Genomic DNA, 14,133 nt, shown 5'->3' with positions numbered 1-14,133 from the left:
ATTATAATTAATTAATAAACAGATAGTTAAATGATTTTATTGCTAGCGTAAAAACACGTACCATTGCGGTAAAGTTGATAATTCTTGTCAAATATTCAATAATAGCGCCACCTTAAAAACTATTTGAACACTAATTAATTATTTGGTTAGTACTCAAATGGTTTTCCGAAGAAATGTTTTGAACCTCGATAACTCAAGGAGAACTTCCGATGAATGCCACTTACTCCCAGGAGTCTGACAGTCATCCATCCACTGACCGCATTAGTCTTAAAGAACAAGCTGTGTATCTACTACAACTCGGCTGCTTCTGGCTGTTGCTCGCGACCTATTTGTTCCCCGTGTGCAGACAAAAACTTAACCAAGCAATTGGCAGATAAACACAGGCACTCATTACATGGATTATTCAACATATATTGCGTTGGCCATCTATTTTTTGGTCATGTTAGCGATAGGCCTGTTTGCCTACCGAAATTCCACTGATGATATTTCCGGATACATTCTTGGCGGCCGAAAAGTCAGCCCACAGGTAACGGCATTATCCGCTGGCGCCTCTGATATGAGTGGCTGGATGTTAATGGGCTTACCCGGCGCCATGTTTGTCCAAGGATTTAACACTATTTGGATCGCCCTCGGACTGCTGATTGGGGCGTTATTCAATTATTTGCTGGTGGCGCCTCGCTTGCGGGTCTATACCGTGGAAGCAGATGACGCCCTTACCTTGCCGGATTTTTTCAGTAAACGTTTTGGCCTGAATAATGGCCCAGTGCGAATGATCTCCGCCGCAGTTATTATTCTGTTCTTTACTTTGTATACCTCATCCGGTCTGGTGGCCGGAGGCAAGCTGTTTGAAACCGCGTTCCATCTGAACTATCAAATGGGGCTATTTGTAACCGTCGGCGTGGTGGTGGCTTATACGCTGTTAGGTGGCTTTCTGGCGGTGAGTATGACCGACTTTGTGCAGGGTTGTATCATGTTTGTCGCGTTGGTACTGGTGCCTTATGTCGCCTACGAACAGTTTGATAGCAGCAAAGATATGTTGCTCAATGCCCGCAGCACCATCGACTCTTTGTCAGACGCCATGAGTCACATCAGTTTGCTGACTATCGTTTCCAGTCTGGCATGGGGACTCGGCTATTTTGGTCAGCCGCACATCATTGTGCGCTTTATGGCGATCCGCTCGGTCAAGGATATTAAAATTGCCCGCAATATCGGTATGTGCTGGATGCTGGTTACCATTATCGGAGCCTTGGCAACCGGGCTGGTAGGTGTGGCTTATGTGCATAAATTCGGACTGGCGCTGAAAGATCCAGAAACTATTTTTATCGTCTTTTCGCAGATCCTATTCCATCCGCTGATCACGGGTTTTCTGCTGGCGGCGATTCTGGCTGCAGTGATGAGTACCATTTCCAGCCAGTTGCTGGTGTCGTCGAGCTCATTGACCGAAGATGTGTATCGCGCCATGTTCCATCAGGACATTGACGAGAAAAAGCTGGTCAACATCGGCCGCATTGGGGTAGTGGCGGTTGCTGCGGTAGCGACCCTGCTGGCGATGGATCGTTCTAGCAGTATTCTGGATCTGGTGAGTAACGCCTGGGCTGGTTTTGGTGCGGCGTTCGGCCCGCTGGTGCTGTTCAGCCTGTTCTGGCACAAGATGAATCACACCGCCGCAGTCTCCAGTATTGTCGCCGGGGCCGTAACCGTGCTGTTCTGGATTTACGCGCCAGTATTGCCAGATGGCAAAACCCTCTCCAGCGTGATTTATGAAATTGTGCCAGGATTTTTAGTCAGCTCCGCCACCATCATTCTGGTGAGCCATTTCGGTAAAGATCCGTCCAAAGCGGTACAAAAGACGTTTCACGCCACCAATGAAAAACTTCAGGAACTCATATAGTTCTATCCTGTTTCCGGGGCAGTTAATGGCTGCCCCATCATTTAACTCCAGCCAGACAACTCAAGGACGTTATGAACGCCAACAGCAAACAACGTATTGTGCTCAAAGTCGGCAGTGCCCTGATCGCACCTGAGCGACAGGGCTGTAGTTCCCGTTACCTGCTGGCAATTGCCCAGTTTATCGTGCGCTGTCGCGCCAAGGGACTGCAGGTTATTTTAGTGTCATCCGGCTCTATCGCCGCCGGCGCCCATCGTTTTCCGATTAATGCTAGAGAAAATAGCACCAGTCCTGCAGCGCTGATGGCACTGAAAAAAGCGATGGCTGCCGCAGGACAGACGGAGATGATGGCAACCTGGGACAAATTCTTCGATTTCCCGACAGCGCAAATCCTGTTAACCCATGCCGATCTGCGCGATCGGGAGCGGTACCTCAGCATTCGTGAGACCATCAGCACCCTGCTAGACCACGACATTTTACCCATCGTCAATGAAAACGACACGGTGACCACCGATGCGCTAAAAGTGGGCGACAACGATAACCTGTCAGCCATGGTGGCAGCCGCCGCCGATGCCCGCAGTTTAGTGATCTGTTCGGATATTGATGGTCTCTTCGACAAAAATCCTCACCTCAATGCCGATGCCAAACTGCTCCCGGAAGTGACCAAAATTGACGCTAGTATCTATGCCATGGCCGGGGGGAGTCACAGCGATGTGGGCACCGGTGGCATGCTGACCAAGATCCAGGCCGCGGAGAAAGCTGTCTCTCACGGTATCGACACCTATATTGTCAACGGTTTCAAAGAAGCCAGCTTTAACGAACTGCTGGCCGGGAAGAATCCCGGCACCCTGTTTCGCGGTTCCGCCACGCCAATGCTGGAACGCCTGCACTGGTTTACCCACACCGTTCGCGCCCAGGGTGAGGTCATCATTGCGGCGGCTGATGAGCTTCATTCCGCCGAAGACTGTGCCAATTTATCCAGTGATGAAGTGTTAGATGTTAAAGGCAATTTTTCGGAAGGCGATACCATCTTACTGCGCAGTGACGATGGCACACGGCTGGCGAAAGCACGCAGCAATTACAGTAGCCGTTTATTGAAATTTATCGCCAAGCAGGACGATTCCAAACTGATGGACAGTTTTACTCACGAGCGCAGCCTTATCGCGCCGCAGGATATCGCCCTGCTGTCTCCCAAGGCCAACCCGATGGAGGAAACATCATGAGTCTGATAACTGAATTAGCTCAAGCTGCCCGTAAAGCTTCGCGTAAATTGGCAACGCTGGACACTGACAGCAAAAACCAGGTATTGAGCGCCATGAGTGACGCGCTCCGGGCCAATCAGGAGAGTATCCTTGCGGCTAACGCCCGGGATCTGCAAGCGGCCAGAGCCAACAGCCTGAGCGAGGCCATGCTCGACCGACTGGCATTGACACCAGCGCGTATCAACGCCATGGCGGACGGGATCGATACTATCGTCAGCCTCGCAGATCCGGTAGGCCAACGGCGCGAACTGGGTACTCGGCCAAATGGCATCAAAGTCAGCAAGTTACGAGTGCCACTAGGCGTAGTCTGTATGATTTATGAAGCGCGGCCAAATGTCACCGCCGATGCTGGTGCCTTGTGTTTTAAATCCGGTAATGCAGTGATCCTGCGTGGCGGCAAAGAAGCGCTCGGCTCCAGTATGGCGATTGCTGACGTGCTGCAGCAGGTGCTCCGATTGTTCAATCTGCCAGAAGCGTTGATAACAGTCGTGCCTGATCCGGACCGAGCGTTAATGCTGGAGTTACTGCAACAACGGGATGACATTGACTTAGTCATTCCCCGCGGTGGCGAAGGCCTGATTAACTTCGTCACTGACAACAGCAAAATTCCGGTGATCCAGCATTTTAAAGGGGTTTGTCATCTGTATGTGGATCGTTCCGCCGACGTGGAAAAAGCCCTGAATCTGCTACTCAATGGCAAAACTCAGCGCACCGGCGTGTGTAACGCGCTGGAAGGCTTACTGGTGCATAAAGATATTGCTCCGGTCTGGCTACCGATTGCGGCACAGGCACTGGCAGACAAAGGGGTTAAGATCAATTGCGATGCTGCATCTGCCGCCTATTTTGAGCAGGCGACCGTGCTGGCAGAACACCAGTTTGGTGAAGAATACCTTCGACTGGAAATTGCCATTCGCCAGGTAGACTGTCTCGACGGAGCGATGGATCATATCGCCCGCTTTGGTAGCCATCACACCGAAGTGATCTGCACGGAGGATCTGCAAGCCGCCGCCAGATTCCAACAAGGCGTGGATGCTGCGGTAGTGATGGCCAATGCCTCTTCTCGTTTCAGTGATGGCAGCGAGTTAGGACTCGGCGCCGAAATTGGTATTGCGACCACCAAGCTGCATGCCTACGGCCCCATGGGGCTGGATGCACTGACGACGGAGAAATACCTGGTGAATGGCGCAGGGCAAGTACGCGCCTGAACTTGTTCACCGGAAAAATAGGTCTTTGTCGGCAGATGTTTGCAACAGCGAACGCTGTGTTGTGATCTGCAACAAAAGTCGCCCGTGGCAAATCACGATGGCTGCGGTAGAATAAGCCATCTTTTGTCACGGGCCGGTTTGCAAGTGGAACAGCTCCCATTGCCTTGTCACTGCATATCATTAATGCCATACCGGCTGCCTGCCCGTGTCTGTCCGGCCACAACGACTATCCTACCCGCCGGGCTTAACCTTAACCCCTATCATCAAAGGAACTCCTGTCATGGGTCTTGCTGATTCCGTTTTAGCCGTTAATAACGACTTGCCTATCCGTACCGACAAGCCAGTTCATAGTGGAAAAGTCCGTAGTGTTTATTGGTTAACAGAGGCCGACAGCGCCCGGTTGATCCGTGAGCAAGGTTACGATGTGCCAGCCGATACCCCACTGGCAATCATGGTGATCAGTGACCGTATCTCTGCCTTCGACTGTATTTTTCATGGCGAAGGTGGCTTGAAGGGTATCCCCGGTAAGGGCGCTGCACTGAATGCTATCTCTAATCACTGGTTTAGTCTGTTCAAGCAACATGGGCTGGCTGATAGCCACATTCTGGATATCCCCCATCCACTGGTGTGGATTGTACAAAAAGCCCGCCCGATTAAAGTCGAAGCGATTATTCGTCAATACATTACCGGCTCAATGTGGCGCGCTTATGAAAAAGGCGAGCGGGAATTCTGCGGCATCACCCTGCCGGAAGGTCTGCAAAAAGATCAAAAATTGCCAGAACTGCTGCTGACGCCATCCACGAAAGGCATTCTTAAAGGTATTCCCGGCGTGCCGGAACAGGATGATGTCAACATCAGCCGCGCCGACTTAGAAGCCAACTGGCAGGCATTTGGTTTTGAAAAACCTGAAGATATTGACCTGTACGAGCAACTGCTGAAACAAGGTTTTGCGGTAATCTCCCAAGCGTTGGCCAACATCGATCAGATCTTTGTTGATACCAAATTTGAGTTTGGCTATGTCACCGACAAAAACGGCCAGTCCAAACTGATCTATATGGATGAAGTCGGCACCCCAGATTCCTCACGCATTTGGGATGGAGCTGCCTATCGTGAAGGCAAGATCCTGGAAAACTCCAAAGAAGGCTTCCGGCAATTCCTGCTGCACCACTTCCCGGACCCCGATATTTTGCTGAATAAGAAACGGATGCCGGAACGTGAGGCCTTAGCGCGTGATAACGATCTGCCGCTGGACTCAATGATGGCGGTTTCTAAAACCTATACGGGCGTTGCGGAAAAAGTCACTGGTCAGCCGATCACTCTGTCAGAAAATCCTAAAGCTGAGATTATCGCGATCCTTAAAAGTCGCTACGGCTTGGTCGATTGATTGATATACCCTCAAACAAAAGGCGCTAGTTAGCGCCTTTTTAGTTTGCTATTCAGTTACTGCACTGACCGTTATCCAGTTGAATCGCGTTATCCTTCAATAACAACCGTGCAATGCCTGGCTCATCACCAATACGATAATGTGGCGCCGGATCGGCAGTCTCGGTGAGCTCCGGAGTATTGACTGGTGGCAAGTAACTCATCTGTGGAAAAATCACCCGCGCCTGCTCCGTCTGACTTTTTACATCACACTGCTCATCACCCGCTTCGGTACTCAAACTGATAATCCGCTGGTTGCTATCCAGTAGCACCAGGATAGAGCCATCGTCCTGCACAAATCGAGCACTGAATGCCGCACAACTATTGCTGGCGGCTTTGTCATACAACAGGTGGCCGCTTTGCTCTGCTTCTGCGGCCGACATGCCCAGATATAATGGGCCAATACCTGCTTTGCCATCCTGTTGCCATAACTGATCGATACGAGCACAGTTACTCGTATCGAGTTCAGTTTCATCCTGCGGCACATCAGCCGCCATCACCCAGCCACTGAAAGTGAGCGTCATACACGTAATCAAGGCATACTTCATGATGGATCCTCAGCCTGTCAAATCGAAAATGGCGTTGGTTTGGCACTTATGACGTCACTTCAAAAGATGCGGCCAAACGCTAGCTAGTTTGGCAAAACTCGGGCTACAGGTCACGCACTTTTACATCCACAACACTCGTGGATCACACCAGTAAACAATCAGTTACAGAACTGGCATCCAGGCAGATTCTGGTAACAAATACAGGCCGGCTTCGTGCGAACCCCCTGCGCCAACAATGTGGCCGATGCCAGCCGCCATCACCGCCAACGTTACATCAAATGCATTGAGGCTATCACCATATCCGGCAGTCAGGTTAAACATCGAACCATCCGCCAGCAGATACAAGGTTTTGCCATCAAATTCATAGGCATCGACGTAAGGCATCGGCAAACTGTGGCTGGCCTGTTGTTTCAGGAACAGCACATCAATTTCCTGGGAGACATGGCCCACGTTAAGGATAAACGCCCCATCTTTCATCGCTTTCAGATGCTTGGCACTCAAGACGCCGTAGGCACCGGTAGCCGTGGCAATCACATCGGCCTGCGTCACGGCGTCCGCCAAGTCCACCACCGGCCAGCCATCATATTTGGCTTGCAGCGCTCTCGCCGGATTCAGTTCTGCCACCTGCACCTGGCCACCATAGGCTTTTGCTGCCGCGGCTACGCCTTGTCCCACCAAGCCATAACCGATGACGATAACGGTTTTTTCATGCAAGGTGAGATGCGTGGTCTGGAAGAAAGTATGCCAAGCAGTAAGCCCAACCATGTGACGATTGTGCAGCCCTTCTTTCACGGGCAGATCGTCCCAGTTAAAAATCGGATAACGCGGATGCACACCGCCAAGGCGGTTAATACCGGAACCGGTGGCTTCCAGCCCGGCCACAATTTTCGGGCCGGTAGCCGACTGATGCAGACGCGTCGTAAGGTCAGCGCCCATCTCACACAAGTGGGTGGGCTCCCACGCCAGTGCTTTATCAAAAGAATCCGACCAGTCAGCATCGCTCATGTCACGCCAGGCATGAGCAGTAGCACCTTTATCCACCAGATATTTCACGACATCGTCCTGCACGGTTGTCGGGTTACAGGTAGTCAGAAATACCTCGGCACCTTTATCGAGCAGTCCGGCCACCAGCGGTGCCATTTTCAAATCGAGGTGCATGTTACAGGCGAGTCTGACGCCGTGCAGATCCGGTAAAGCAGCCACGGCTGCGCGGGTACGGGTCATATGCAGACTGGCCCAAGCCAACTCTGCGGCAAAATCTTGGTACATGATAAAAGCTCCAGCTATCGCGAAGTGGCTATTCTACTGTTTTTGTTAACACGGGAAAGCCGCAGATGGCACAGGCCGGAGCAGTCAGCGACAGGGTTGCGGCCAACTGCGGCAATTATCAGCGATAAACTATGAACCTAATGGGATAAAATCAGGCAACGCTTTGATCCGGTCGAGCCAGGCATCGATGGCTGGATAGTGTTCCAGAGAGAAACCACCCTCATCTGCCACATGTGTATAGGCAAACAAACTGATATCGGCCGTGGTCAGATTATCGCCCGCAATAAACGGCGTGCACTGCAACTGCTGCTGCATCACTGCCAGCGCCTTATGACCGCCTTTTTGCTTGGCATCATATTCGCTGCGACGTTCAGCCGGCAAACCAAGATATTTCGCGATAAAGCGCGCCACCGCAATATAAGGCTCGTGGCTGTATTGTTCAAAGAACTGCCACTGCTGCACTTTGGCCAGCGCAAACGGCTCAGCGGGCAACAAAGCAGAGCCGTAAGCCAGATAATTAATGATGGCATTTGACTCGGACAACGTGCGGCCATCGCTAAGCTCCAGCAACGGAATTTTTCCGTTAGGATTTTTCTCAAGAAACGACGCAACCCGCGTATCACCAGCAAGAATATTGACCGCTTGCCATTGGTAATCAAGGTGCAACAACGAACACAACAACTGCACTTTATAACAGTTGCCGGATTGCGCATCGCCATAGAGTTTGAAAACCGCCATGAACATTACCCTGAGAGTTTAATTAGTTTTACCTTAGCTAATATTCTGCGCTTTCCCAAACCTTAAAGGTATCCGTATTAACGATTTTACATTCCTTGAAGAATCGCCAATGCGCGGATTACTGCTTTAGAAATGCCAAAGCATCCGCGGTTTTACTGGGAATAAATTCAATCACATCATAATCCGCCAGTTGCTGCTGCTTAAAAGGATCCAGCGCCAGGATCTGCATCAACTGCGCTTTGCTATCAGCTTGCGCCAAAATCACCCCTCCAATACGCGGCACTTTGCGACCAGAAGCCAGGAAATGGCCCGCCGCATACTGCTGTTCCAGATAAGCGATATGGGCCGCAAGATATTTTTCTATCTCACTAAGTTCACAGGTATAAGTTAACGATACGACAAACATGTTTTGCTCTCTTATTGAATAGCTGGATTAAGGTGCAGCAGCAACAAAGGCCATTTCCACCAGATACTGGGGATCGGCCAGTTCGACTTTCACACAGGCGCGGCTAGGAGCACAGCCCTCTGGAAACCAGGCCTCCCACAGCTCATTCAATACGGCAGCGTTGGCAAAATCCGTGAGATAAATCGTCACCGATAACACCTGACTCCGGTCGCTGCCAATAAGCTGCAGTTTGTTATCCGCCTGAGCCAGAATCTCAGTCACTTGCTCGCGGATGTCGCCTAACGGCTCGCTCTCGGCAACTTCGACAAAGTGGGCAATGCCATTGTAAATGGTTACATCTGACCAACGTTTGCAGGGATTAATTCGCTGAATAGGCATCCATCTTTCCATCATATTGAGAAAACACTTATGGTAGCGGAAACAGGCGCAACATCCGAACCATTCCCGAGAGTTTTACCCGCCTTTTGCGTTAGCCGCGGCAATTCCCTATGATCGCCACAGTGTTTTATATTGGAACTGAAAATGAAGCTAACCCTGTTGACCCAGTCGCTGTACGACAAACTTTATCGCGATATCCGCGAGTTTCGCCAAACCTTTGACCTGCCGGTGGCAATGCCTGAGTCTTTGGATGACAAACAAGACCAGTTACATACCTCATTGATCAGCGAAGAATTAACGGAGCTGGCCGAGGCGACAGATAAAGTAGCGCAAGCCGATGCAATCGTTGACAGTGTTTATGTACTGATGGGACGGCTGGTGCATCTGGGTGCCACCGCACTGGAGCAACGGCTGGAGATCAGTTATCTGGTGGATCTGCTGCTCCAAGTGGCCAACAACCGTGGTATCGACTTTGTGCCCTGCTGGGATGAAGTGCATAGCAGCAATATGAGCAAAGTCTGTCGCACCGAGCAAGAACTTGCAGAGACTATCGCCCATTATGCCGAACAAGGGATCGAGATCAGTGGTAGCCGCAACGGGGACTACCTGATCGCCAAATGCGCCAAAGACGTAGTCATGGCCGGAAAGACAGTGCGCCGCGGCAAGGTCTTGAAATCTGTCTACTACCGCCCGGCAGATCTGCGGTCACTGCTTAGTTAGAAGCGCTTTAGCTTTATCGCTGAAATCCGCTCACTAGCTGGCGGGTGAGTGCTTCAGCCGGAATTGCCCGACAGCCACTGGCATTCTGACCACACCATAACGGGCTGAAATCGCTATTGCCTTGTTGTTCTGCCGCACGGCGTAATGGCGCAATAGCATTGGCCGCCAACGGAAAATCCGGAATTGCAGCATCAGCCTGCTCTTGCATCAAGCGGTTGACAATGCCTCGGGCCGGGCGGCCACTAAACACTCGCGTAAGCGCCGTATGTGGGTTGCGTTGTGAGTCTGCCAATGCCTGACGATGCAGCTGACTGATCGTGGCTTCCGGGCATAACAGATAGGCCGTTCCTACCTGCACACCCGCGGCGCCGAGCTTCATGGCAGCCGCAATCGTTGTCGCATCGACCATGCCACCAGCAGCAATCACCGGCACGTTCAATGCAGCCACCAATTGCGGTAATAACGCGAAAATACCCAGCTGCAGCGACAGATCATCATTGAGAAAATGGCCGCGATGACCACCGGCTTCCAGTCCCTGCGCAATGACGGCATCCACCCCCTGAGCCTGTAACCATAACCCTTCTGCTACGGTGGTGGCACTGGCGATCACTTTGCCGCCCCAGGATTTTACCTGTTGCAACAATGAAAGCGCTGGTAAACCAAAATGAAAACTGACCACTTCTGGCCGCAGTGGCGCAATGGCCTCTGCCATGGCGGCATCAAATGGCCGACGCTCAGCAACATTGTGCACTGATGTTGCTGACAATTCCTGATAGTAAGGTTGCAGTTGTTGCTGCCACTGTTGCAGCTGTTGAGGTTGTGTAGCCGGGGACTTGTGACAGAAAAAGTTGAGATTGATGGGCGCATTAACACGCTGACGGAACTGAGTAACCGCTTGCTGGATCTGTGCCGCGTTTAACATGGCACACGGCAAGGAACCGAGCGCTCCGGCAGTCGCTACAGCGATGGCCAGTTCTATGCCTTGAGCCCCCGCCATCGGCGCCTGAATTAACGGCCATTTAACGTCTAATAACTGCATCCTTGCCTCCTGCTCGGCGGTAAAGATTGGGCATCACGATGCGAATGATTAGATGGTCACGCCCATCAGGTAATCCATGCCTAGTGCCAGAAACAACGCCATCCCGGCCCAGTTGTTGTTCAAAAAGGCTTTCAGACACGGCGCGCGTTCACGACCAAAAATCAGCCGTTGCTGGTACAGACTGAAACCGATAAATGCCAGCAAGCCAACCAGATACATCAGGCCGCGATCTGCTACGAACCCGGCGGTCATAAAGCAGGTTAACGCCGCCAGCTGAAATAAGCCGATGATTTGCCGATCATATTTACCAAACAGAATGGCCGTGGATTTGATACCGACTTTCAGGTCATCGTCACGATCTACCATGGCATACATGGTGTCGTAGGCGATAGTCCAGAACCAGTTGGCGGCAAACAACCACCAGGCTTCAGCAGGTACCTCGCCAGTCTGAGCCGCATAGGCCATTGGGATTGACCAGCTCCAGACGATGCCGAGAAACATCTGCGGCATGTTGGTAAAACGTTTAGTGAACGGATAAATGACCGTGAGTACCATACCGATATAGGACAGTTTCACGACCAGCGGATTCAACATCAATACCAAGCAAAACGCTACCAGCCCTAGCACCACAAACAGTAGCAACGCTTCTTTAACGGTGACTTCGCCGCTGGCCAATGGCCGTAATTTGGTGCGTTCCACGTGAGTATCTAGATGGCGATCAGCATAATCATTGATAATGCAACCACAGGCACGCATGATGAACACGCCAAGGATAAAGATCACCAGAACTTTTACGTCAGGTAATCCTCCCGCCGCCAGCCACAAGGCCATCAGGCAGGGCCACAACAGCAGAAAGGTTCCAATTGGACGGTCAATACGAGCAAGACGCGCATATGCGTCGAATTTTTCCCTAAGATTCATGGGCCTGCTCACTCCAAATACTTCAGCCTGTGCACTACAGTTGTGCATTATGACGCAGTCACAGTGTGATTTACACCACAAAATAACTTTTTGTCCCGCCGAGATTACCGCGGTTGTAATTTAGCGTAGGCCACTACCAGCCACTTGCTGCCAAAATCATCAAAATTTACCTGCACCCGCGCCTGGGGGCCACTGCCTTCACTGTTGGTGACCGTGCCGTCACCAAATTTAGCATGAAAAACTCGTTGCCCATGATGAAAGCCACTGTCGTCAAACTGCTGGCTGCGGCTGAAACGGGTATTAAACACCGGCGTGGATACCTGTGCCTTGAGCCTGACTTCAGTCATACATTGCGGTGGGATCTCTTTAATAAACCGCGAAGGTCTGGCGTAATTTTCCCGACCATAAATTCGTCGTGATTCAGCATAGGTGATATAGAGTTGTGCCATCGCCCGGGTCATCCCGACATAACACAGCCGGCGTTCCTCTTCGAGACGATCGCCTTCTTCTAAGGTAAGTTGACTAGGGAAAATCCCTTCTTCGACCCCGGCCATAAACACCACGGGAAATTCCAGCCCTTTAGCGGAGTGCAACGTCATCAGTTGCACCGCATCAGTATGCTCATCGGCCTGCCCCTCTCCGGCTTCCAGCGCCGCATGGGATAAAAAGGCGTTGAGTTCTCCCATATCCAACAGTTCTTCCGGCACCTCAAAGGTGCGTGCGGCAGTGACCAATTCGTCGAGGTTTTCTACCCGGCTTTGTGCTTTTTCGCCTTTTTCCTGTTCATACATGGTTTTCAGGCCAGACGCCTGGATCACATGGTCGGTCTTGCGATACAAGGCCATTTCATCAGTGTCATGCGCCAGACCGACAATCAGATCCATAAAACTTCTGACAGCCGTCGCTGCGCGGCCACTCAGCACCTTTTGTTCCAGTAACTGCCCGGCCGCCTGCCACAAAGTCAGTTGATGCTGACGCGCAGTGCTGCGCATAATGTCCAGCGTGCGGTCACCAATGCCCCGCGTTGGTGTATTGACCACCCGTTCAAACGCAGCATCATCATCATGGTTCGCCATCAAGCGCAGATAACTCATGGCATCCTTGATTTCCTGGCGTTCAAAGAAGCGTAAGCCGCCATAAATGCGATAAGCCAAGCCTTTATGCAGTAACGCCTCTTCCAATACCCGCGACTGGGCATTAGATCGATAAAGAATGGCGCAGTCGGCTAAATTGCCGCCTTTTTCCTGCCAATCAGCAATACGGCCGACGATAAAGCGGGCTTCATCTAATTCATTAAATGCGCAGTAGACCGAGATAGGCTCGCCTTCCGCATCTTCGGTCCACAGATCTTTGCCGAGACGCCCTGGATTATTGGCGATTAATTCGTTAGCGGCTTTCAGAATATTACCAGTGGAACGATAGTTCTGTTCCAGACGAATAGTTTCCGCATTCGGAAAGTCTTTGAGGAAACGGTGCAGGTTTTCTACCTGTGCGCCACGCCAACCATAAATCGACTGATCATCGTCGCCGACAATCATGACGTGACCAGTATTGCCGGCCAGCAAGCGGATCCAGGCATATTGAATGGCATTGGTGTCCTGAAACTCATCCACCAGAATATTACGGAACCGCTCCTGATAATGCGCCAGCAGATGCGGCTTATTGAGCCATAACTCGTGTGCCCGCAGCAGAATTTCGGCAAAATCCACCAAGCCGGCGCGATCGCAGGATTCCTGATAGACACGGTACAGCTCCAGCAGTTTTTGCTCTAATGGAAACGGCCCGGCATCGATCGCTGAAGGTCTTAATCCTTCGTCCTTTTTACCGTTGATATAACCCTGCACCATCCGTGGTGGATACTGTTTTTCGTCGAGATTAAGACTTTTAATGATGCGCTTGATCAGGCGGTGCTGATCTTCGCCATCAAGGATCTGAAAGTTCTGCGGCAGATTTGCTTCCTGCCAATGGGTACGTAACAGACGGTGCGCCAGCCCATGGAAAGTACCGATCCACATCCGATTCATGTTGTGGCCAATGAGCCGCTCAACCCGTTCACGCATTTCTGTGGCGGCCTTATTGGTAAAGGTCACCGCCATAATGGAATAGGGGCTCTGGTTTTCTACCTGCATCAACCACGCAATACGATGGGTTAACACCCGCGTTTTGCCACTGCCAGCCCCGGCCAGTACCAACATACTCGACTGTGATGCAGCCACCGCTTCGCGCTGTCGGTCATTCAAGCCATCCAACAGGTATGAAACATCCATTAACGACACTCCCCCTCAAAACAAGCGCGCATTATAGCAAGAAAGGTCGGGCGGTCGTATGACTTATACA

General features: G+C 51.5%; 13 protein-coding genes. 5 read left to right on the top strand and 8 right to left on the bottom strand.

Features of this window, described 5'->3' with window-relative positions; genetic code table 11:
- Positions 1 to 394 precede the first annotated feature (394 nt).
- From putP to KDN34_RS01985, 4 genes are all read left to right on the top strand, one after another.
- A complete protein-coding gene (gene putP / locus KDN34_RS02000) occupies positions 395 to 1,891 on the top strand; it encodes a sodium/proline symporter PutP (protein ID WP_212595283.1) in 1,497 nt (498 codons plus the stop codon).
- 71 nt (positions 1,892 to 1,962) lie between these two features.
- Positions 1,963 to 3,111: a glutamate 5-kinase gene (gene proB, locus KDN34_RS01995; RefSeq protein WP_212595282.1), complete on the top strand. Its 1,149-nt coding sequence runs from the start codon at positions 1,963 to 1,965 to the stop codon at positions 3,109 to 3,111.
- Positions 3,108 to 4,355 (top strand): glutamate-5-semialdehyde dehydrogenase, encoded by a 1,248-nt coding sequence (locus KDN34_RS01990; RefSeq protein ID WP_212595281.1) that lies wholly within the window; start codon positions 3,108 to 3,110, stop codon positions 4,353 to 4,355. Before proB ends, KDN34_RS01990 begins: the two co-directional genes overlap by 4 nt.
- A gap of 280 nt (positions 4,356 to 4,635) precedes the next feature.
- Positions 4,636 to 5,739 (top strand): phosphoribosylaminoimidazolesuccinocarboxamide synthase, encoded by a 1,104-nt coding sequence (locus tag KDN34_RS01985; RefSeq protein WP_212595280.1) that lies wholly within the window; start codon positions 4,636 to 4,638, stop codon positions 5,737 to 5,739.
- 52 nt (positions 5,740 to 5,791) lie between these two features.
- On the opposite strand, the gene KDN34_RS01980 is transcribed toward KDN34_RS01985, so the two are convergent.
- From KDN34_RS01980 to KDN34_RS01960, 5 genes are all read right to left on the bottom strand, one after another.
- Complete coding sequence (locus KDN34_RS01980) at positions 5,792 to 6,325, bottom strand: hypothetical protein (protein WP_212595279.1); 534 nt, start codon at positions 6,323 to 6,325, stop codon at positions 5,792 to 5,794.
- A 162-nt stretch (positions 6,326 to 6,487) separates the two neighbouring features.
- Positions 6,488 to 7,594, bottom strand: a complete 1,107-nt coding sequence (locus KDN34_RS01975) for an adenosylhomocysteinase (RefSeq protein ID WP_212595278.1) — start codon at positions 7,592 to 7,594, stop codon at positions 6,488 to 6,490.
- A gap of 129 nt (positions 7,595 to 7,723) precedes the next feature.
- Complete coding sequence (locus KDN34_RS01970) at positions 7,724 to 8,332, bottom strand: glutathione S-transferase family protein (RefSeq protein ID WP_212595277.1); 609 nt, start codon at positions 8,330 to 8,332, stop codon at positions 7,724 to 7,726.
- Between the two features lie 118 nt (positions 8,333 to 8,450).
- Complete coding sequence (locus KDN34_RS01965; RefSeq protein WP_212595276.1) at positions 8,451 to 8,738, bottom strand: YciI family protein; 288 nt, start codon at positions 8,736 to 8,738, stop codon at positions 8,451 to 8,453.
- Between the two features lie 27 nt (positions 8,739 to 8,765).
- Complete coding sequence (locus KDN34_RS01960) at positions 8,766 to 9,116, bottom strand: RidA family protein (RefSeq protein WP_212595275.1); 351 nt, start codon at positions 9,114 to 9,116, stop codon at positions 8,766 to 8,768.
- Between the two features lie 144 nt (positions 9,117 to 9,260).
- On the opposite strand from KDN34_RS01960, the gene KDN34_RS01955 reads away from it, so the two are divergent.
- Positions 9,261 to 9,836 carry a nucleoside triphosphate pyrophosphohydrolase family protein gene (locus KDN34_RS01955; protein WP_212595274.1) on the top strand — a complete coding sequence of 192 codons (576 nt, stop codon included), beginning with the start codon at positions 9,261 to 9,263 and terminating at the stop codon, positions 9,834 to 9,836.
- Between the two features lie 13 nt (positions 9,837 to 9,849).
- Here KDN34_RS01955 and KDN34_RS01950 read toward each other — a convergent pair whose 3' ends face one another.
- From KDN34_RS01950 to uvrD, 3 genes are all read right to left on the bottom strand, one after another.
- The gene (locus tag KDN34_RS01950) at positions 9,850 to 10,875 is read right to left on the bottom strand and encodes an NAD(P)H-dependent flavin oxidoreductase (RefSeq protein ID WP_212595273.1); all 1,026 of its coding nucleotides are present in this window, start codon (positions 10,873 to 10,875) and stop codon (positions 9,850 to 9,852) included.
- 48 nt (positions 10,876 to 10,923) lie between these two features.
- Positions 10,924 to 11,796, bottom strand: coding sequence for a 4-hydroxybenzoate octaprenyltransferase (ubiA, locus tag KDN34_RS01945; RefSeq protein WP_212595272.1), 873 nt, complete (start codon positions 11,794 to 11,796; stop codon positions 10,924 to 10,926).
- Positions 11,797 to 11,900: 104 nt separating this feature from the next.
- Positions 11,901 to 14,063: a DNA helicase II gene (gene uvrD, locus KDN34_RS01940; RefSeq protein WP_212595271.1), complete on the bottom strand. Its 2,163-nt coding sequence runs from the start codon at positions 14,061 to 14,063 to the stop codon at positions 11,901 to 11,903.
- Between the last annotated feature and the right edge of the window lie 70 nt (positions 14,064 to 14,133).

Origin of the sequence: Shewanella yunxiaonensis, from assembly GCF_018223345.1 — a bacterium.
Classification (GTDB): Bacteria; Pseudomonadota; Gammaproteobacteria; order Enterobacterales; family Shewanellaceae; genus Shewanella; species Shewanella yunxiaonensis.
Note: the sequence above shows the minus strand (reverse complement) of the source record. Positions and strands in the feature narration are given on the sequence as shown.